Below are 20318 nucleotides of genomic sequence, written 5' to 3' on the forward strand. Positions count from 1 at the left end.
GCCAGAAGTGAATTCTCACATAAATTAAAATAAATCAGAAAATTTCATGCAATATTTTGCGCACTACGCAATATTTTGCATGCATTTTTTTTCACAGTTCTAGTTTTTCCATTTTGTAATATAGATTTCTGACTGAGATGCCAAGCGCTTTTGCCGTAAGCGTTTTATTTCCATTAAAGGTATGTATCGCTTGCTCAATGATTTTCGCTTCACACTCGTCTATTATCTCCGAGAGCGTTTTACCTGATACGTAGGCAGGGGGCTTCGATATCTCTTTATCATGTTTAAATGATTCTGATTCCGTTTCGATAAAATCGGGAATATGCTGGATATCAATGATCGTTTCATTCAATTTCATGAAAATGATCGCCCGTCCCAATATGTTTTCCAGTTCCCTGACATTCCCCGGCCAGTCATAATTTTTCATTTTATGTATCGCAGACGCAGTGATTCCTTCTATGCCCCTCCCGTACTCTTGATTGATTTTATGAATTAAATGTTCCGCCAGTTCCCTTAAATCTTCCTTTCGCTTCCGTAAAGGAGCGATGAAAATAGGCATGCGGTTCAACCTGAAGTATAGGTCTTCCCTGAAGGAACCGTTGGATATCGCTTTTTCAAGGTTGATATTCGTAGCGGCTATGACCCTGACATTGATGGCAATCGGCTTTGTTCCGCCTACTCTGATGATTTCCCGTTCTTGTAAAACACGAAGCAATTTAGCTTGGATATTGGCAGGCAATTCACCAATTTCGTCCAAAAAGATACTCCCTTGATTGGCCTCTTCAAAGAAACCGACCTTTCCGCCCCTGCTTGCCCCTGTAAAGGCTCCCTCTTCATACCCGAACAGTTCACTTTCAAGTAGTGATTCAGAGATGGCTGCACAGTTAACGCGAACGAATTTATTGAATTTCCTATCGCTCGCATTGTGGATGGCATGGGCAAATAACTCCTTGCCTGTCCCTGATTCACCCCTCAGTAAAACAGTCGCCGGTGTCCTTGCTGATAATTTCGCCTGTTCAACGGGCAGCTTCATTTCTTCGGAAGCTCCTATTATATCATCAAAGGAATATTTAGCCTGAAGTGTCCTGATGATCTGACGTGCCCGATTCAATTCATGAGTCAAGTTCTGGATTTCCGACACATCATGAATGACGCCCACACTTCCTTTCAAATGGCCATCGACAATGATTGGCGCAACATTCACGATTACCTCCTTATGCTTCGGGCCGACGCGCATATTGACTCCCCGCACAGGCTTTCTTGTCTGGAGCACTTTCATATGCATGCTTTCGCCTTCGTATATATCAATGGATGCCGGCTTTCCAATCACTTGGTTCTTTGTCAAACCGGTAATCCTTGTATATGCAGGATTGATCAAAAGGCCCCTCCCTTGCTCATCTACGACTGAAATGGCTTCATCACTTGATTGAATGATTGCTTGGAGCATTGTCTGAATTTCCTTTAAATCCGTGATTTGCTCCGCTAGCTGGACTGCTTCCGTTTTATTCCTGAACATGGAAAAGGCACCGATGATTTCCCCATCGGCATTCACAAGAGGAATTCTTGTTGCAATGAGCTCCAATCCATTACCAAGGATGATCCGCTGATTCACTTCCTTCCGGTTCGTTTCCATCACACGCAACAAACCCGTTGAAGGGACGAGATCTTTAATATGTCTGCCAATCACATCCTTACGTGGTATGCTCGCTGCTCGCTCGGCACTATCATTGAACATGACGATCAATCCATCATGATCGATCACGACCATTCCTTCACTGGTCGTATTGAGGATGAGGTCCATTTTTGCCGAAGCGTTCTCCAATATATTAATTAACCGATTTTTTTCTTCAAAAAGCTTGGACATGATGTGGGCGACGCTGCCTGGAATGAGGATCGTCCGATCGCCCATCTCCCTTTTGATCTCCTTATAGACCGCTGGATCCCCCGTGGTATCGACGATGATGTCCAAATCCTCAGTTAATCCCCTTCTCCAGCTAGTCACTGTAGGAATCCCTCGTTCTTTGGCAGCAAGCATCCCTTCTGTACATTCATTCGTATCAGCCATATAAACGATTGAGAATACTTCACTTTCCGAAAGGAGTTTCAACACGGTCGTTCCCCCGACGCCCCCTCCTACTATCATGACCTTTTGCATGAGCCAGCTCCCTTCAGATAATTACCTCATAAATAAAAAATACCCAGCAATCCTTTTCGTACTCTCCCCTCATTTTAGCATATTGATTTAATCTAAAAAACAGTCATCACACTCCCAGCCTTTTTCCGTTTTCCCGGAACTTGACAAATATTTTATATCCTTTATCATTTTTTTAAGACGGAATTATCGGAAGGGATTGGACCGAATGAAACGCTTACTCGCTTTTTTGATACTTTTTATCCCCGGGGCATTTGCCGCTTACGGTATAAAAATAATGAGGGACATGGTATTCGGCATTTTACAGCCTCCCTATCCACACCTATGGCTGCAATTCTTAATCGGTATGATTATTACGATTGGGGGAATTGCCTTTATTGCAGGGTTCATCCTTCATCGAGATCGGAAACAAAATAAGGTTCAAAGCAGGTTCAATAAGTTTTAATTCTTGAAAAGAAGGTGCCATTCAATATGGCACCTTCTTTCTTTTACATATTAAGTCCTTCCCTGACCCGTACCGCTACTTTGGGAAAATCGGTGATGATGGCGCTGCACCCCATACCGTATAACCGCTTCATTTCAGCTGCTTTATTAATGGTATAGGGCCTTACAGGCATACCCATGCTCAAAGATGCTTGAATGATGGCATCCGGGGCAGCACGGATATTCGGATGGATGGCGCTTCCGCCAATTGCTTTTGCATAAACCCACGGCATGTAAAGGCCATCCCTATAGAGCGGTGCTGTTTCCAGTTCAGGCGCCAATTGATGACAATTGACCAAACTATAATGATTGAAGGAAGAAAGAATGATCCTTCCCTCCATCTCGTATGCACGTACGAGTTGGATGACCTTCTCCTCCAAGCCTGGATAAAGGAAAAAAGTGTTTTTCAATTCAATGTTGCACAACAATTGATTATGGCTTAGCCATATCAATAACTCCTCGAGCGTCGGTATTTTTTCTTTTCCCCAATTCCCCTTAAAACCGAAGGATGCATCGACCGTCTTCAACTGTTGCAATGTCCAATCCTTTACATATCCAGAAGCATTTGTCGTTCGGTCCAGCCTCTCATCATGCATGATGATGACTTCTCCATCTTTAGAAAGCTGAACATCCGTTTCAATTCCATCCGCCCCGACACGTGCTGCTTCATGGAACGCGGACATCGTATTTTCCGGATGTGTGCCTGCCGAGCCCCGATGAGCAAAGATTAAGGTCATGTTGAACGCACCCACCTCTCAAAAACCGTTATATCCCAATTTATGAAAAGTCAGCGAAATTCAGTCGAAATGCAGGTGATTATTTTCTGCATAGAATGTTCCCTTCGTCATATCATCCAATTTCTTTTCCAAACTTTTGATTTGCAAGCGTGTATGCGGAAAGGCCATTTGGCCAATCGTGATTTCACCTTCTCCTTTTGATTCAAGCATATCCATGAGAGATTTCCGTTTCCCATCAATTTGAAAAATATGGGCTAACAATAACTCCATTTGCTTTCTGGTCTGTTCATATTGGAATTGCTGCACTTCAGTCCATTCACCAAGAAACATATCAAATACTTCAAGCTTTTCCTTTATCGATTCCAATTGTTTTATCTTTGACTTATATAGAAGCAAGGTTTGGTTCAGTTCTTCCTTGATAAGATTACGATTAAACCCCTTAACGGTAATGATCGTTTTCCGTTCCATACGGTTACCGATCACTGCCGCCCTCACCTTTCCTTGCGCCTCGATTACGCCGCCAATTAATTTCCCCTTTTTTTCGTCCGTGAAAATATTCTTCGCTTTAAGGAAACTGCCCAGCGAATATGATCCAATATGTATATTTTCTCCAGCGGTTAAATGACATTCATTGGCATATTTCACAAAAATGTTTCTTCCGGCCGAGACCTTTGATAGCCCTTTACCAAATATCCCCCCTTTAATGAAAACATCGCCCTCTTTTGAGTTGATTTCTTCCACATTACATACACCGAGTTCACTTAATATGGAGATATCCTTCGTAGCTGTCATGGAAAAATGATCCATGACCGTTCCTTTAACCGTTACGCTCCCATCAAATTCGATATTACCGGTTTCAATCCCTACATCTCCATCAATCAATAAGTGTGCGCCTACCGTAATCTTTCCATCCCTGAATTCCACTACTCCGTCAATCAATGCTCTTAAAACAATCTTACCTTCTTCCTCATATTCAGCGATCGTCTTTTTGTCATAAAGAAGTTTTTTATCCTTTCCTTTTCTAGGCAAAGCAAGCTCCCCCGTTATCAACCGCCCCATTTCCCCTGAAGAAGGCGGTATCCTTTCGCCAAGCCAATCGCCCTTCTTCACCTCATCGAGAAAACTCATGTCATAATAATCAGCTTTCCCATCTTCCCTGACCGCAGGCTTTCGCTCCGATCGTTTGAAATAGGTGACGACGGCATCCTTGCCATGGACTGGTTCCTTTCCCAACGCGATGACCGTACGATCTTTATTGGTCAGTTCGTTTTGCAAAACATTCATCAATATCCCATCTGAAATATATTCCTTTTGTAAATTCTCCAGAATATTTGCGACAATGGCTGAATGATTCTCGTTAAGGTAGTTTTCTGAACAATTGAGCTTAACATGTGCGGACATTTTATCTTCAGCTATGTCCACCTCCACTATCGGTTTCACCCGTCCCACAGGAATTCTTTCACCATTAGCCTCCGTAAGGGCTTGTTTTACGTCTTTCACGTGCTCTAGCACTATTTGTGGAAACGTGAGCAGGATCGCGTTTAAGTTCAGAATCGGAAAGCCCTTCAAATGAACGCTGATATACACAACTCCGAGGTCATCCTCTAATACAAAATGCTCATTTTTCACAAAAATCATATGCGATCACCTCCATCAAACGATTATATATACCTATGATTATAATCGAAACATTAAGATAAATCCCAAAATAGGAAACTTTTTTCTATTTTTAAAATGATCTGACTTGATAAGAAAAACAAAAACGCCTTTTATTTATTGGATTCTTCCTGCAAAATCCAATAAATAAAAGGCGTTTAATTTTTAGCCGGCAGTGTAAAAAATTGAAGTTGCCAAATAGAATGAATCGCAAAGCAACTTCTTTCAGTCTCATGCCACCAGCAAGGGGAATTCCTATTTATCTTTAGCGGCTCTAGCCTTTACTTGTCGAAGGATAACACAACGAGTCTTTATCAACAGGTTCCCCGTATCCCTGTCAAGAAGCTTTATGTTCAAGGCGAAGCTTATCGGCAACCATCGCTATAAATTCGGAATTCGTGGGTTTTGCCTTGGTCATGCTGACTGTATAACCGAATAGAGATGAAATGGATTCAATGTTGCCGCGGCTCCAGGCCACTTCAATTGCATGGCGGATGGCACGCTCAACACGGCTGGCGGTTGTATTGTATTTTTTGGCGATATCCGGATACAAAACCTTGGTAATCGACCCCAGCAGTTCAATATCGTTGTAAACCATGGATATTGCTTCCCTCAAATACAAATAGCCCTTAATGTGTGCAGGTACACCAATCTCATGGATGATGCTTGTAATGCTGGCATCAAGATTTTTGGGCTTGGATTCGTTTTGGGGACGATAGCTGAACTGACTATGATTTTTCAATACCGCCTGTCCTTTACCGCTCACCTGCCGAATATGATTGGCCAGGTTCTCCATATCAAAAGGCTTTAGGATAAAGTACGACGCGCCTAAATCAACTGCTTTTTTCGTGACATCTTCTTGACCAAAGGCAGTAAGCATAATTACATTAGGCATGGCGCCACGTTTTACTTCACGAAGCTTTTCCAGTACACCTAACCCATCTAAATGAGGCATGATAATATCAAGGATCAATATATCGGGATCAACGCTTTCAAGCATACCCAGGCAGTCTTGACCGTTATGGGCTACCCCAATTACCTCCATATCTTCCTGTGCAGAAATGTATTCTTCCAGAAGGCCAACAAGTTCTCTATTATCATCTACAACGCACACCTTAATTTTTTTCACGCTTGATTTCCTCCTCAACTACAATTGGTCTTTTTTTCTATATGACTAAATTCTATTGTAATTGAACTTTTCGACAATGGAAACTAAATTCCTTTTATTTTTGAAAAAATATAAGGAATTCAATATTATTCTCCCGATATCTCTTGTTTTCGACTTCGTTTGCTATCCGAATAAATCGATTTGTCGAAAAATCTTCACATCGTTATCATTTTATCACATCGTTTCGAAAAATCCTCTACTTTTTAATTAAAACAATTGAAATCCCCTACTTACCCTTTTTTGCGAATGGAACTCTGACCGTCACTCAAGCAAAAAAGGGCATCCAAAAGGATACCCGGCTCTTCAACTTGCCTTTTCGTAATTATCTTTGTCGTATATATTGATACCGGCTTCGTTTAACATCCACTCAATATGGACTCCATACCCACTTGTAGGATCATTAACAAATACATGGGTGACTGCACCGATTAATTTCCCATTTTGTATGATGGGACTGCCGCTCATACCTTGAACGATCCCACCCGTTTTTTGGAGCAATTCTTTATCCGTCACTTTCAAAACCATTCCTTTGATAGCAGGAAACTTTTGAGGAATGGAACTGACGATTTCGACATCGAATTCTTCTACTTTGGAGCCATCTACCACCGTCAGGATTTTTGCTGGTCCTTCCTTTACCTCATGGGAAAGGGTGATGGGGAGTGCTTTGTCACTAATCCCATTTTTAAAATCTTGATTTAATTTTCCGAAGATCCCAAAAGGACTATTACGATTTATATTCCCTATTTTTTCTTTATTGGAAGAAAAGCGTGCCAATTTTTCTCCCGGATCTCCATTGCTTCCCTTTTCAATGGATGTGACCGTCGATTGAACAATCTGTCCATCCTTTACAACAATCGGTTTTTTCGTGTCCATATCAGAAATAACATGTCCCAACGCCCCATATTTTTTTGAATCGGGGTGATAAAAAGTCATCGTTCCGATGCCAGCTGCTGAATCACGGATATATAAACCCAATTTGTATGTTCCTTCATTCTTATCCTTTAAAGGTAAAAGGGTACTATGAAGCACTTCATTATCACGATTGATGACAAGTTTCAACGCTTCTCCCTTTTCACCTGCCTGCTGAACAAAAGGGGTAACATCCCCCATCTTCTTTATCGTCTGACCATTGATTTCTGTAATAATATCACCGATTTCAATTTTCGCTTTTTCTCCTGGTGATTTTTTTCCCTGCGCAGTATCAATAAGATGATGACCTACTACGAGCACCCCAAGAGTATTAAGTTTCACCCCGATGGATTGGCCTCCGGGCATGACTTTAAAGTCCTTTAACACCCTAATGTCGACCTTTTTGGCAGGCAATCCCGCTACATCAAGTAACACTTCATTCGTCCCCGGTTTCTCAGCACCAAGCGTAATAGAAGCTTGCTCATCATGAAGCGAAATCCCGTCACTGGATCCAGAAGCTCTTGCAGAAACAGGCAATGATTTGGAAATACTATATTGACTTCCTTCAAATAGTACAAGATGATTTGGAATCAAAAAATATTCACGAGATGGCTGGTATAACCCTAATGTTAATAGCGAAACAAGGAGAATTCCACCGATGATTCTTTTTATCCATATAAATTTCACTCCATTCACTCTCCTCGCTCTCTGAAACTTTATGGCTACACCTTTAATTTAGCCCTCATGACAATCATTTATAACAGGAGCAAAAAATAAAAGCTATCCGTTTTTGGATAGCTTTACAATGAATGCTTATGATGAAGTTGAAAAAATCTTCATAATCTTCTCACGACCCCATCAAGAAGTGATTTTCAGCCTTTTGGCGAGCTGTATTAGCTCACTGGCATGCTGCTTCGTTAAATCGGTAATCTCGACTCCTGAAATCATCCTGCCAATTTCTTTTATTTTTTCGGTTTCTATCAGAGGCTTGACGGAGGTATTGGTGCGTCCTGCCCTGACATTTTTTGCAATGAATAAATGGGTATCCGCCATAGCCGCGACCTGCGGCAAATGGGAGATGCACAAAACTTGAGATCCCGTTGCCACTTTATAAATCTTCTCGGCAATGGATTGGGCAACCCGCCCGCTGACACCTGTGTCCACTTCATCAAAAATGATGGAGGTAATGCCTTGATGCTTGGAAAAAATGCTTTTCAGCGCCAGCATGATCCGCGACAGCTCTCCGCCCGAGGCAATTTTGGAAAGTGGTTTTAACGGTTCGCCTGGATTCGTGGAAATATAAAATTCCATGGAATCCAAACCGGACTGATTTATGCCTCTATCTGACAATTCATCGAACGTATATGCAGTTTGATGGAAATGAGGCTCGAAAATTGTTTTTTCCATGTATAAATCTTTTAATTCCTGATGAATTTTTTTTGTAAGCTGCCGAGCGAATGCCTGCCTTAATTCTGACAGGTTCTTTGCTTCGACGATTAAATCGGCCTTAATCGATTTCATTTCCTTTTCAAGCTTCGCTATGTGCGTTTCCCTGTTCAGGAGTTTTTCGACTTCCTCTTCGATGCCGGCACCATATTCGAGAATTTCCTCGATGGAACGACCGTATTTACGTTTCAATTGATTTATTTCGTTAAGGCGGCCCTCAATGAATTCGACACGCTCCGTATCATAATCCAAGGAATCCAATTGATCTCGAATGTTAGACACGGCTTCTTCAAGCAGAAAGTAACTATTGGAGACGACCTCCGAGCTTGCTCTTAACCCCTCATCAAGGCCTGCCGCCTCTTCCATGTTATTCATGGCTACCGATAGCCAATCGATTGCATGCTGTTCACCATTTAAGGCATTGTAGCTCGTTTGCAGCGCTTCATGAATTTTTTCGAAATTATTAATTTTCTTCCGTTCTTCCATCAATTCTTCATCTTCTTGAAATTTCAAATCAGCTTTTTGGATTTCATCGAATTGAAATTGGATCAAGTCAAGGCGGTGGACCATTTGTTGCTCGTTTTGACTTAAATCATTCAATTGCTTCGAAGCGAATTCATAGCGTTTATATAGTTTTTGGTATTCCGTAAGCGCCGATGCGATTTTTTCACCGCCAAATTGGTCCAGCAGCGGCAGATGAAGCCTTTCGTCCATTAATTCCTGATGCTCATGCTGGCCATGGATATCAATCAATGTCCGTCCTATCTCCCGTAAAATAGCGATCGTTACGAGTTTTCCATTAACTCGGCATACGCTTTTTCCACTGAGCGAAATGTCTCTTCTAAGAATGGCCATACCATCATTCATGTCCAGACCAAATTCTTCGGCCTTGGCAAAGACCGGATGTTTTTCATCATCGATTTGAAATAAACCTTCTATCTCCGCCTTTGACTCACCATGCCGAATAAATTCCGAGGAACCGCGCCCCCCAACCAGAAGATGGACAGCATCTATAATAATTGATTTACCTGCCCCTGTTTCCCCGGTCAAGACAGTCAAGCCTTTCTCGAACGAAACGGAGAGGCTATCTATGATCGCAAAATTTCTTATCGATAGTTCTGTTAACAAATGAGGTCACCTCACAAAAATATTAGAGCATGTCCAAGAATTTACCGGAAATGATCTTTGCATCTTCCTCAGAGCGGCAAATAATTAAACACGTATCATCGCCGCCGATCGTCCCAAGTATTTCCTCCCAATTTAAATTATCAATCAATGCACAGATCGCCTGGGCGTTTCCCGGAAGCATTTTCATGACGAGTAAATTGTTCGCTGCATCGATGCGTACAAATGCATCAACCAGGATCCTCTTTAATTTTTGAAGCGGGTTGAAGCGTTGATCGGCAGGCAGGCTGTATTTATACCTTCCATCCGATAACGGAACCTTTACAAGATGGAGCTCCTTGATATCCCTCGACACTGTCGCCTGAGTCACGTTATATCCAGCTAATTTAAGCTCTTCAACTAGCTCATCTTGCGTTTCGATATCATTATTGGTGATAATGTCCCTAATTTTTATATGTCGTTGTCCTTTATTCATAAGTAGAAGCACCTCTTCTCAACTGTTGTTCATTAATGGTCATCGGTATCACTTCGTATCATACGGCTTCGCAAACATCCCTATGTGCAAATAGGCCGCTTTTGCCGTCGTCATTATTAATGTTAGCGGATTTTTATGCAATTGTACAACTTTTTCTCTAAATGGCATGCGTGGCGCTTTCACTGTTTGTTGACAAATACTCCCCGATTCTTCCCCCATTTAAAGGTAAAAGGCTCCTTTTAGCCAACCATTCAGCCAAAGGAGCCATTCAAAGTTCCAGCTATTCTTTTTTAAACTGGGCATGTGCTTCCACAACGATATCATCGACCGTTTTTGGCAGCTTGATCTCTCCATCCGCTTTGGAGCCTTGCCAAAATAAATGAAGCAGGAATTCAATATTTCCATCGCCGCCGGTAATCGGGGAGAAGGAGGCATCCAAAATATCGTAGCCTTCTTTTTTCGCAAAAGAAATGATTTTATCCAGCACCTGCTTATGGATTTTTGGATCACGAACGATTCCCTTTTTCCCCACTTGATCCTTTCCAGCTTCGAATTGCGGTTTCACCAGGGCAACGACATCACTGTTAGGAACCAGCAAAGTCTTTAACACAGGTAAAATTAACGTGAGCGAGATGAAAGAAACGTCAATGCTTGCAAAGTTCGGCATCTCCCCATCAAGATCTGCCGGTGTAACGTAACGGAAGTTTGTCCGCTCCATTACTTTCACCCGCTCATCCTGCCTAAGCTTCCAAGCAAGTTGGTTATAGCCGACATCAAGTGCATAAGACATTGTCGCACCATTTTGCAAGGCGCAGTCGGTGAACCCTCCAGTTGATGAGCCGATATCCAGGAGGATCTTCCCATCCATTCGCAAGTCGAATTCGTTTAAGGCTTTCTCCAGTTTCAAACCGCCTCTCGAAACATAGGGCATCACTTTTCCTTTGATCGTAAATTCGAGATCGACGGGCACCTTTTCCCCCGGTTTTTCGTACCTCTCCTCATTCGCGTAGACAAGACCGGCCATAACCATCCGTTTTGCTTTTTCACGTGTATCGGCCAAGCCCTGTTCCACTAGTAATACATCTACTCTTTCTTTCATTACTTTCATATTGTCAGGCCCTTTTTTCTTTTTTGGGTGTTATCATTTTTATCTTTTTAATGGCTGTTTCGGACGTCAAGCCGATTTCTTCAAGCAATTCATCGACACTGCCATGTTCAATGAAATAATCCGGGATGCCCATTCGATCGATGATGGCACCATAAAAGCCCTGATCATGAGCATATTCCAGTACTGAACTTCCAAATCCACCTTGTAGCACGGCTTCTTCTATTGTCAAGATCGGCATTTTTTCACCAAGGAGGCTGCTAAGCAGCTTCTCATCCAAAGGCTTAATGAACCTGGCATTGATCACCTTGACGGAATAATCCTCTTTCTCCAGTTGTTCTGCAGCTTCAAGAGCCATTGGAATCGTAGTGCCGAACGTCAAGATCGCAGCATCCGTTCCCTCTTTCAGGACTTCCCATGACCCGATTGGTATCTGTTTTAATTCGGAATCCATCGCAATGCCCAAGCCGTTACCGCGCGGGAAGCGCATGGCGATCGGACCATCATCATAGCTTATGGCCGTATTGACCATATGCTGACCTTCGTTTTCATCCTTCGGCATCATCAATACCATATTCGGAACATGACGTAAGAAAGCGATATCGAAAACGCCTTGATGCGTTTCCCCATCGGAACCAACCAACCCGGCACGATCGATTCCTATGAATACGTTCAAATTCTGGCGGCAGATATCATGAACCACTTGGTCATAAGCTCTTTGGAGAAAGGTCGAATAAATAGCCAAAAATGGTTTCATGTTTTGGGTGGCCAATCCAGCTGCAAAAGTGGCAGCATGCTGCTCGGCAATCCCTACATCATAGAAACGCTCCGGGAATTCTTGAGCAAACCCTACCAATTTCGAACCGACCGGCATTGCAGGTGTAATGGCTACAATGCGTTCGTCTTCACGGGCAAGCCTGCTGACGGTATCGCTCACAAGGGCGCTCCATGCAGGACCTTTCGTAGGCGATTTGACGAAATCACCAGTATCGACCTTGTACGGGCCTGTCCCATGCCAATTACCTGTCGTGTCCAATTCGGCTGGGGAATAGCCCTTGCCTTTTTTCGTGATGACATGCAGCAGGACCGGCCCCTTCGTTTTCTTGGCGTATCTTAAATTCTCCAGCAATTCTTCATAATTATGGCCATCTACCGGGCCAAGGTATGTGAAGCCAAGCTCTTCGAAAAAGATTCCTGAAACCAATAAATACTTCATGCTATCCTTCAAGCGTTCAGCGGTAGCCGCAAGCTTCCCTCCGACGGCAGGTATTTTTTTCAGCAGTAACTCCAATTCATCTTTTGCCCAATTATATTTGCCCGCCGTACGCAATCTTCCCAATATCGTGTGCAAGGCGCCAACGTTAGGCGCAATCGACATTTCGTTATCATTAAGAATGACGATCATGTCCTTTTTTTCGTCACCGATATGATTCAAGGCTTCAAGTGCCATTCCACCTGTAAGGGCTCCGTCCCCGATTACGGGTAAAATGAAACTTTGTTCACCTTTTATATCACGGGCAGCTGCCATGCCCATTGCAGCCGAAAGGGAAGTTGAACTATGCCCTGTTTCCCAAACATCATGGGGGCTTTCAATCATTTTCGGAAAGCCGCACAGCCCTTTGTATTTCTTTAAGGTATCGAACTCCCCGGCCCTGCCTGTCAGGATTTTGTGGACATATGATTGATGTCCGACATCCCACAAAATTTTATCATTCGGACTGTCGAACTCTTTATGCAAGGCAATGGTCAATTCAACGACTCCTAAATTGGGACCGATATGCCCTCCTGTGACCGATAACTTTTCCACAAGGAATTTACGTATTTCCACACTTAACTCTTCTAATTCTTCATTATTCATCTTCTTCAAAAAAGAAGGGTCTTTTATAGATAGAAGATCCAAACAGGATCACTCACTTTCTGTCATTTTCGGTTGAAGGCAAAACAAAGCCTCTTATACGAAGGCTATATGGAAGACTTGACCGAAAAATTGGTTTTAAGTTTTAAGTTAAAAATAGCCGCCAACACCCAGGTGATTTCGGCGGCTTAATATACCTATTTATCACATTTTTCATTAAAAAAGCAAATATTGTATTTCGCATATTTTTGCACAATGAGTATACCATAAAACCTTAATTGATAACAAATTTAGCCACAATCAATGATCACGAGTAGCTATTAAATCGGTCAGCTCATTCAACAAACCGGTCTGCAGGGCCGTTTTTCCTAGGGAGGCATGGGCAAGTCCAATATGTTGGTCAAGCTTTTCCTTCGCCCCTTGTAGCGTAAGCAGTGAGGGATAGGTGCTTTTATGGTTTTCCTCATCACTGCCAACCGGCTTGCCGATCAATTCGACAGAGCCTTCAATATCCAGAATATCATCCCGAATTTGAAAAGCAAGTCCTAGGTGATAGCCGAAGTCACGCAAATGCTGAAGCTGTTCTTCATTCGCTCCTGATAAGATGGCCCCCGAAAGGATGCTTGCCGTGAGAAGCTTGCCAGTTTTATGCTCATGGATATACTCCAATTCCTGAAGGCTCAACCGCTTATCTTCACCTTCCATATCGGCGACTTGACCGCCAACCATTCCCTCTGCTCCGGCAGACTTGGCAATTTCGCTTACAAGGTCCAGTTTCATTTGGGCCGTCACCTCGGGATCGTTCATGCCAGAGACCAACTGAAAACTATATGTAAGCAAGGCATCACCGGCAAGGACGGCTACTGCCTCTCCGAAAACTTTATGGTTCGTCGGTTTTCCGCGGCGAAGATCATCATCATCCATCGCTGGAAGATCATCATGGATCAAGGAATATGTATGAATCATTTCAATCGCGGCAGCCGCCGGAATCCCGCACCTCAGGTTTTTGCCGAAAGCTTCCAACACCGCAAAAACCAATAAAGGACGTATTCTTTTTCCGCCTGCTTCAAGTGAGTAGGCCATCGCTTTTTTCACCACGGCGGGAGCTTCAAGCTTATTGACATATTCAATGATTTCCGTTTCGATTATTGCCTTATATTCTTTAGAAAAATGGTCGAAGGACGCCGTACCCATGTTATTCTTCCTCCTGTACAGTAAAGTTTTCAAGTTCCCCGTCTTCACGTAAAATTTGCGTCAGCTGATCTTCCACTGCTTTAAGCTTGGAATGACACAGTCTGGATAAATCCATCCCTTGTTTATATATGGAGATGGCTTCTTCCAAGGGCACATCTCCCTCCTCCAATTGCTCCACGATTTTCTCGAGATTCTCCATTGCCTCTTCGAATGTAGCTTCCTGTTTTTTTGTCATGGTTCAATTCGCTCCTTTATATCTTTAATTTCACACTCAAGAATGCCATCCTTTATGGAAACGGCTATCTGTTCCCCAATGGATACCTGCTGCGTGGTCTTCACGAGCGTCTCATCTCCAGCAAAAACCAATCCATATCCCCGTTCCATGATTTTCAATGGGCTGAGGGCAGATAACGTGGCAGTAGTATGAACGAACTGCTGCGACTTTTGGCGAAAGATCGCTTCCATCGCCCTCCGCAATATCTTTTCATGCTGTTGCAGTGCTTCCTTAGCATTGTTCACTGCTTGTTCAGGATGCTGTTTCTTTAGAATATCGTTCAATTGATTTAGCTCGTCCCTCTTTTTCAAAAAGTACCGCGTACTTGTCTTAAAGAGCCTGTCCTTCGTCCTGTCAAGCTGTTCAAGCTTCTGTTCATACATTTTATGCGGATAACGGAAAGCATAGGATCTTTCCAGCCTCGTCAATTTGGTGCGTTCAAAATTCACCGCCTCACGAATCGAGCGGGTCAAGCGGTTCTTGCGGTTCATCAGGCGCTCCAGTATTTCATTCAAATGCGGGACCGCTAGCTCTGCCGCCCCGGTTGGTGTCGGAGCACGCATATCAGCGACAAAATCGGCAATCGTAAAATCGGTTTCGTGCCCGACAGCAGAAATGATCGGGATATCGGAATCATAGATCGATTCAGCCACTATTTCTTCATTAAAGGCCCATAACTCCTCGATCGACCCACCGCCCCTTCCGACTATAAGCACATCGCTCTCCGCCCTTGCGTTGGCCATCGAAATCGCCTTGGCAATCGATTTAGCCGCATTGTTCCCTTGGACAAGCGCCGGGTAAACGATGATCTTCGCAATAGGATACCGCCGCTTGATGGTTGTCAGGATATCTCGTAATGCAGCACCGGTCGGAGAGGTTATCACACCTACCGATTTTGGATACTGTGGAATCCCTTTCTTATGTTCGGCCAAAAACAAGCCTGCCGCCTCCAGCTTTTTCTTCAGCTGCTCATAAGCCAGATACAAATCCCCCACACCGTCCGGGGCCATGCTTTTCACATATAGCTGATACTGTCCGCTCGCTTCATATAATGAAATATCACCCTTAACGAGTACCTTCATTCCATTTTCGGGCATGAATTTCATCCCTTTGGAATTTGCGGCAAACATGACGGAAAGGAGGCGGGCCTTCTCGTCTTTGAGCGTGAAATACATATGTCCGCTCGTATGCTGTTTAAAATTCGAAATTTCACCTTTTATGTATACATTCTGTAAATGGGGATCGGCATCAAATTTCCTTTTAATGTACTTCGTTAATGCCGACACGCTTAAATATTGCTGCTGGTTACTCATATCATGTCTCCTTCCGACAAAAATCGGATATAAAGAAAGCTCATCTATAGGTTACACGTAACGCTCGAATAAAATCTATCAATGAAAAAAAGCGGTCTCCCGTTATTATAAAACAAGAGGTCCGCTTCTTTAAATGATTTAACGCTTTTTTCAGCTTTTTTGTGCTGATTTTCTCTGTTCAAGGGCTTTTTGAGCAGATTTCACCGTATTCTTCATAAGCATGGTAATTGTCATGGGACCGACGCCTTTAGGAACGGGGGTAATGTATGACGCCTTATTTTTCACTTCATCAAACGCCACATCACCGCAGAGCTTTCCTTCATCATTCCTGTTCATCCCGACATCAATGACGACCGCACCTTCTTTAATATGGTCACTCGTGATTGTATCCCTCTTACCGACAGCTGCCACGACCACATCAGCTTGCTTAGTGAAATACGCAAGATCCTTTGTCTTTGAATGACAGTAAGTAACGGTTGCGTTTGCATTTAAAAACAATTGTCCGGCCGGTTTTCCGACGATATTGCTTCTTCCGACAATGACCACATGCTTCCCTTCGACATCATAGCCGATATGCTCAAGCATCACCATGATCCCATAAGGCGTACAAGGCAAGAAAGCATCCTGACCAGTCATCATACGACCAATGTTAATCGGGTGGAACCCATCAACATCCTTCTCGGGGGAAATCGCCTCGATGATCGCCTTTTCAGAGATATGTCCTGGCAATGGGAGTTGTACCAATATGCCATGAATGCTTTCATCCTGGTTCAATTCATCAATGCTCTGAATTAATTCCTCCTGAGTCAGATTTGCAGGTTTTTTGATCAATACAGAATGCATGCCCAAGTCCTTACACGCTTTTTCCTTATTGCGTACATAGGTTTGTGAGGCTTGGTTGTCACCGACGAGAATTACAGCCAGCCCCGGGATAAAATGTTTTTCGCTTAATTGTTGAACTTCCTTGCTGATTTCCTGTCTAACTGCCTCTGCAATTTCTTTACCATTAATGATTTGAGCTGACATGTGTATATTCCTCCCAAGTTGATTTTGCTAAAGAAATTGCTGGGAGATTCATGGCTAGACTGCAGCCTTAGCTGTCGCTTTTCACCTTCACTTTGGATAAAACGGCATTTACAAAGCTGCTGGATTGATCATCACCGAATTTCTTAGCAATTTCAATAGCTTCATTCATTGCGACACTTACAGGAACATCTTCACTGTGAACCATTTCATAAATCGCGATTCGCAGTAAATTCCGATCAATGTTCGCCAATCTTTCCAACGTCCAATTCTCTAAATTGTCCCTGATCATTCCATCAAGCTGTTCTCGATTTTCCGTAATCCCCTTGACCAATTTCTTGAAATATTCATCAGTAGGAGCGCCATTCAATACGCTTTCCATTGCTTCTTCTGCATTCGACTTGGCAATATCTATCTGATATAGTGCTTGAAGGGATTTTTCACGGGCTACTCTTCTTTTCATAATCTTACTCCTTTAACATCTACTATTATATATGAAAACGCCAGAACAAACGAACATTAATTGACATCTTTTCGAAAATATTAAGATTTACAGCGTGTTTTAACGTAATTAGTCTTATTTTCACTTAAAGAAAGGGCAAAATGCATAATCATCTCGCATCCTTTCAAGTGAAAAAACACGATTTCCATCCTTTTTGAAAGTGTCAAAAAAGGGGATTGCCTAGCTTTCATGCTCATATTTCACCTTTTACACTCTAACAGAAATCACCCTTGAATTAAAGGGAAACTTCCAGACACGGCCTTATTATGTTCAATTACCGTAATATTATCAGCACAGCTCGCTTGAAAAGCAAAACAAGTCTTGAGCAAAAATCCACAAAAACAAAAACCCGGCTTTTTGCCGGGTTTCTGCAGGTGTGAATCGAATGATGACACTTACACTTCTTGTTCGTAATCCGCTTCTTGTTTCGCGTTTTCAAACGCTATGCCGACAACATGGATATTCACTTCACCAGCATCGATAGCCGTCATGTTCAACAATGCTTCACGAATGTTGTCTTGCACTTCTTGAGCAACTTTCGGAATTGAAACACCGAATTTCATGACGCAGTATAGTTCGACTTTGATCGCTTCTCCCGTCAAATCCACCTTAACGCCCTTACCGTGGTTCTTTTTACCAAGCTTTTCAACTACACCAGTTGCGAAATTCCCACGCATATGTGCAACACCTTCAACTTCCGATGCAGCTATGCCCGCAATGACCTCTATCACTTCAGGTGCAATCTCCACTTTGCCCAGTCCACTGTTATAATCATTCATTTCTAGTAATTGGCCTTCCATTTCACTCATTCAAAAGCACCTCCTGTCTTCCTTTACATTATGAGTTCATTACATCATATATTTCAAGGAATTTGGTATTAAATTCTCCGGAAACGAATTGTTCATGCTGAAGTAACTTAATATGGAAAGGAATGGTTGTACTGATCCCTTCGATGACAAACTCACCTAATGCCCGCTTCATCTTCTCGATCGCTTCATCTCTAGTCGGTGCATGGACGATCAACTTGGCAATCATGGAATCATAATATGGAGGTATCGAGTACCCTGGATATGCTGCAGAATCCACCCTAACCCCATACCCTCCCGGAGGTAAATACATGTGTATTTTCCCTGCGGAAGGCATGAAATTCTTTTCAGGGTTTTCCGCATTGATCCGGCATTCGATGGACCAGCCGTTAAATGTTACATCCTCTTGTGAAAGGGAAAGCTTATCGCCTGAAGCGACTTTGATCTGTTCTTTAATCAAATCCACTCCCGTCACCATTTCCGTAACTGGATGTTCAACCTGGATACGTGTATTCATTTCCATAAAGTAGTATTTTCTATTCACATAGTCATAAATAAATTCGACTGTACCGGCTCCTGAATAATTAACGGCAAGAGCGGCAGTAACTGCAGCCTGCCCCATTTCCGCTCTTATTTCACCGTCCAAAGCCGGAGATGGAGTTTCTTCAACCAGCTTTTGCAGGCGTCGTTGAATGGAGCAATCACGCTCACCTAAATGGATGGCATTGCCATGATTATCGGCCATGACTTGAATTTCAACATGACGGAAGTCTTCAATGAATTTTTCAATATAGACACCCGGATTGCCAAATGCCGTCGCAGCCTCCTGTTGCGTGATGTTGATGCCCTTGATGAGATCTTCTTCGGTTCTTGCAACCCTGATTCCTTTACCGCCTCCGCCGGCCGTGGCTTTGATGATGACTGGATAGCCCATTTCATTAGCAAGGGCCACCCCTTCATCCGTATCCTTAATGATGCCTTTGGAGCCGGGAACGATCGGTACGCCAGCTTTGCGCATCGTTTCCCTCGCTACGTCCTTCGTTCCCATTTTATTGATCGCTTCAGGGCTAGGGCCGATGAAAATAATATTGCATTCACGGCAAAGCTCAGCAAAGTTCGCGTTTTCAGCAAGGAAGCCATATCCCGGGTGGATTGCATCCGAACCCGTTTTCTTGGCGGTACTGATGATGTTCGTTGTATTTAAATAACTGTCTTTTGACAGTTTGGGACCGATGCAATATGCTTCATCAGCAATTTGGACATGTAATGCCTCTTTGTCGGCTTCTGAATAAACCGCTACAGTCTCAATTCCCAGTTCCTTGCATGCCCGGATGATTCGGACAGCAATTTCCCCTCTATTGGCAATTAATACCTTTTTAATCATTTAAGAACAGCTCCTCATTCCGGCTTCACTAAAAATAATGGTTGACCATATTCTACAAGTTGCCCTTCTTTTATAAGGACTTCAACGATTTCGCCACTAACTTCAGCTTCGATTTCATTGAATAGTTTCATGGCCTCGACGATGCAGACAATCGAATCCGCTGTCACTTTATCGCCTGCTTTTACGTATGCCGGAGAATCCGGTGCAGGTGATTGATAAAATGTCCCCACCATAGGAGAAGTGATTTTATGTAGGTTTTCCCGTTCAGAGACGGCGGCAGCCGGTGCTGCAGCTTCAACGGCCTTTGGAGTTGCAGGGGCAGCAGGCTTGACCTCAACCGCTGCATTGCCTTGAACAACGTCAGGAGAAGCCGTTGGCTGGATGACAGTTACCGTTTCAGTTTTTTTCAATTTAATTTTCGTTCCTTCGTTTTCATAAACGAATTCATTGATATTGGATTGATCGACTAGCTTGATGATTTCACGAATTTCTTGCACTTTCATTTTTGTGCACCCCTTGTCTAATTTAATATGAGTTTGTGAGGCAATAATTTTTTATATAACATTTTATACCCTTTTACTCTTAGCTTATCTCTATCTTGTCCAATTCTGCAAGATGAAGTCGAGCCTCCATCCGAAAGCGATGCACGCTTCCTGTTTTATAACAGAATTTCACTTTCCCAAAATATTGTTCGTTTAGAGAATTGAAAAG

General features: G+C 43.0%; 18 protein-coding genes. 1 reads left to right on the forward strand and 17 read right to left on the reverse strand.

What is annotated here, in order from left to right:
* Window positions 1–91: 91 nt before the first annotated feature.
* On the reverse strand, window positions 92–2155 hold the full coding sequence (locus ABE28_RS14880) for a sigma-54 interaction domain-containing protein (RefSeq protein ID WP_064463257.1): 2064 nt from the start codon (window positions 2153–2155) through the stop codon (window positions 92–94).
* Window positions 2156–2360: 205 nt separating this feature from the next.
* On the opposite strand from ABE28_RS14880, the gene ABE28_RS14885 reads away from it, so the two are divergent.
* Complete coding sequence (locus ABE28_RS14885; protein WP_064463259.1) at window positions 2361–2597, forward strand: DUF2627 domain-containing protein; 237 nt, start codon at window positions 2361–2363, stop codon at window positions 2595–2597.
* Window positions 2598–2640: 43 nt separating this feature from the next.
* Here the strand turns inward: ABE28_RS14885 and ABE28_RS14890 are convergent, their stop codons facing one another.
* The 16 genes from ABE28_RS14890 to accB form a co-directional block, all read right to left on the reverse strand.
* Window positions 2641–3372 carry a glycerophosphodiester phosphodiesterase gene (locus ABE28_RS14890; protein ID WP_064463260.1) on the reverse strand — a complete coding sequence of 244 codons (732 nt, stop codon included), beginning with the start codon at window positions 3370–3372 and terminating at the stop codon, window positions 2641–2643.
* Window positions 3373–3432: 60 nt separating this feature from the next.
* Window positions 3433–5010 (reverse strand): flagellar assembly protein A, encoded by a 1578-nt coding sequence (locus ABE28_RS14895; protein WP_064463262.1) that lies wholly within the window; start codon window positions 5008–5010, stop codon window positions 3433–3435.
* A gap of 355 nt (window positions 5011–5365) precedes the next feature.
* Complete coding sequence (gene spo0A, locus ABE28_RS14900; RefSeq protein WP_034308269.1) at window positions 5366–6157, reverse strand: sporulation transcription factor Spo0A; 792 nt, start codon at window positions 6155–6157, stop codon at window positions 5366–5368.
* Between the two features lie 342 nt (window positions 6158–6499).
* A complete protein-coding gene (gene spoIVB, locus ABE28_RS14905; protein ID WP_064463264.1) occupies window positions 6500–7792 on the reverse strand; it encodes a SpoIVB peptidase in 1293 nt (430 codons plus the stop codon).
* A gap of 171 nt (window positions 7793–7963) precedes the next feature.
* A complete protein-coding gene (gene recN, locus ABE28_RS14910; RefSeq protein WP_064463266.1) occupies window positions 7964–9679 on the reverse strand; it encodes a DNA repair protein RecN in 1716 nt (571 codons plus the stop codon).
* 22 nt (window positions 9680–9701) lie between these two features.
* Window positions 9702–10151 carry a transcriptional regulator AhrC/ArgR gene (gene ahrC / locus ABE28_RS14915; protein ID WP_064463268.1) on the reverse strand — a complete coding sequence of 150 codons (450 nt, stop codon included), beginning with the start codon at window positions 10149–10151 and terminating at the stop codon, window positions 9702–9704.
* 280 nt (window positions 10152–10431) lie between these two features.
* The gene (locus ABE28_RS14920; protein WP_064463270.1) at window positions 10432–11259 is read right to left on the reverse strand and encodes a TlyA family RNA methyltransferase; all 828 of its coding nucleotides are present in this window, start codon (window positions 11257–11259) and stop codon (window positions 10432–10434) included.
* 4 nt (window positions 11260–11263) lie between these two features.
* Window positions 11264–13156: a 1-deoxy-D-xylulose-5-phosphate synthase gene (gene dxs / locus ABE28_RS14925; protein WP_064463272.1), complete on the reverse strand. Its 1893-nt coding sequence runs from the start codon at window positions 13154–13156 to the stop codon at window positions 11264–11266.
* Window positions 13157–13411: 255 nt separating this feature from the next.
* Window positions 13412–14305, reverse strand: coding sequence for a polyprenyl synthetase family protein (locus tag ABE28_RS14930; protein WP_064463274.1), 894 nt, complete (start codon window positions 14303–14305; stop codon window positions 13412–13414).
* Window position 14306: 1 nt separating this feature from the next.
* Complete coding sequence (locus ABE28_RS14935) at window positions 14307–14540, reverse strand: exodeoxyribonuclease VII small subunit (protein WP_064463276.1); 234 nt, start codon at window positions 14538–14540, stop codon at window positions 14307–14309.
* A complete protein-coding gene (gene xseA, locus ABE28_RS14940) occupies window positions 14537–15892 on the reverse strand; it encodes an exodeoxyribonuclease VII large subunit (protein WP_064463278.1) in 1356 nt (451 codons plus the stop codon). The genes ABE28_RS14935 and xseA overlap by 4 nt, the downstream gene beginning before the upstream one ends.
* Before the next feature lie 150 nt (window positions 15893–16042).
* Window positions 16043–16918 (reverse strand): bifunctional methylenetetrahydrofolate dehydrogenase/methenyltetrahydrofolate cyclohydrolase FolD, encoded by an 876-nt coding sequence (gene folD / locus ABE28_RS14945; protein WP_064463280.1) that lies wholly within the window; start codon window positions 16916–16918, stop codon window positions 16043–16045.
* Window positions 16919–16985: 67 nt separating this feature from the next.
* A complete protein-coding gene (nusB, locus tag ABE28_RS14950) occupies window positions 16986–17378 on the reverse strand; it encodes a transcription antitermination factor NusB (RefSeq protein ID WP_064463282.1) in 393 nt (130 codons plus the stop codon).
* Between the two features lie 434 nt (window positions 17379–17812).
* A complete protein-coding gene (locus tag ABE28_RS14955) occupies window positions 17813–18217 on the reverse strand; it encodes an Asp23/Gls24 family envelope stress response protein (protein ID WP_373921349.1) in 405 nt (134 codons plus the stop codon).
* Between the two features lie 37 nt (window positions 18218–18254).
* The gene (gene accC, locus ABE28_RS14960; protein ID WP_064463286.1) at window positions 18255–19607 is read right to left on the reverse strand and encodes an acetyl-CoA carboxylase biotin carboxylase subunit; all 1353 of its coding nucleotides are present in this window, start codon (window positions 19605–19607) and stop codon (window positions 18255–18257) included.
* Between the two features lie 14 nt (window positions 19608–19621).
* Window positions 19622–20110, reverse strand: a complete 489-nt coding sequence (gene accB, locus ABE28_RS14965; protein WP_064463288.1) for an acetyl-CoA carboxylase biotin carboxyl carrier protein — start codon at window positions 20108–20110, stop codon at window positions 19622–19624.
* Window positions 20111–20318: the final 208 nt, after the last annotated feature.

Source organism: Peribacillus muralis, from assembly GCF_001645685.2.
Taxonomy (GTDB): Bacteria; Bacillota; Bacilli; order Bacillales; family DSM-1321; genus Peribacillus; species Peribacillus muralis_A.

Bases quoted from the DNA above. Each gene is read 5' to 3' on its own strand.
- ABE28_RS14880 (WP_064463257.1), bottom strand. From the start codon at position 2,155: ATGCAAAAGGTCATGATAGTAGGAGGGGGCGTCGGGGGAACGACCGTG.
- ABE28_RS14885 (WP_064463259.1), top strand. From the start codon at position 2,361: ATGAAACGCTTACTCGCTTTTTTGATACTTTTTATCCCCGGGGCATTT.
- ABE28_RS14890 (WP_064463260.1), bottom strand. From the start codon at position 3,372: ATGACCTTAATCTTTGCTCATCGGGGCTCGGCAGGCACACATCCGGAA.
- ABE28_RS14895 (WP_064463262.1), bottom strand. From the start codon at position 5,010: ATGATTTTTGTGAAAAATGAGCATTTTGTATTAGAGGATGACCTCGGA.
- ahrC (WP_064463268.1), bottom strand. From the start codon at position 10,151: ATGAATAAAGGACAACGACATATAAAAATTAGGGACATTATCACCAAT.
- ABE28_RS14920 (WP_064463270.1), bottom strand. From the start codon at position 11,259: ATGAAAGTAATGAAAGAAAGAGTAGATGTATTACTAGTGGAACAGGGC.
- ABE28_RS14930 (WP_064463274.1), bottom strand. From the start codon at position 14,305: ATGGGTACGGCGTCCTTCGACCATTTTTCTAAAGAATATAAGGCAATA.
- ABE28_RS14935 (WP_064463276.1), bottom strand. From the start codon at position 14,540: ATGACAAAAAAACAGGAAGCTACATTCGAAGAGGCAATGGAGAATCTC.
- xseA (WP_064463278.1), bottom strand. From the start codon at position 15,892: ATGAGTAACCAGCAGCAATATTTAAGCGTGTCGGCATTAACGAAGTAC.
- folD (WP_064463280.1), bottom strand. From the start codon at position 16,918: ATGTCAGCTCAAATCATTAATGGTAAAGAAATTGCAGAGGCAGTTAGA.
- nusB (WP_064463282.1), bottom strand. From the start codon at position 17,378: ATGAAAAGAAGAGTAGCCCGTGAAAAATCCCTTCAAGCACTATATCAG.
- ABE28_RS14955 (WP_373921349.1), bottom strand. From the start codon at position 18,217: ATGGAAGGCCAATTACTAGAAATGAATGATTATAACAGTGGACTGGGC.
- accC (WP_064463286.1), bottom strand. From the start codon at position 19,607: ATGATTAAAAAGGTATTAATTGCCAATAGAGGGGAAATTGCTGTCCGA.
- accB (WP_064463288.1), bottom strand. From the start codon at position 20,110: ATGAAAGTGCAAGAAATTCGTGAAATCATCAAGCTAGTCGATCAATCC.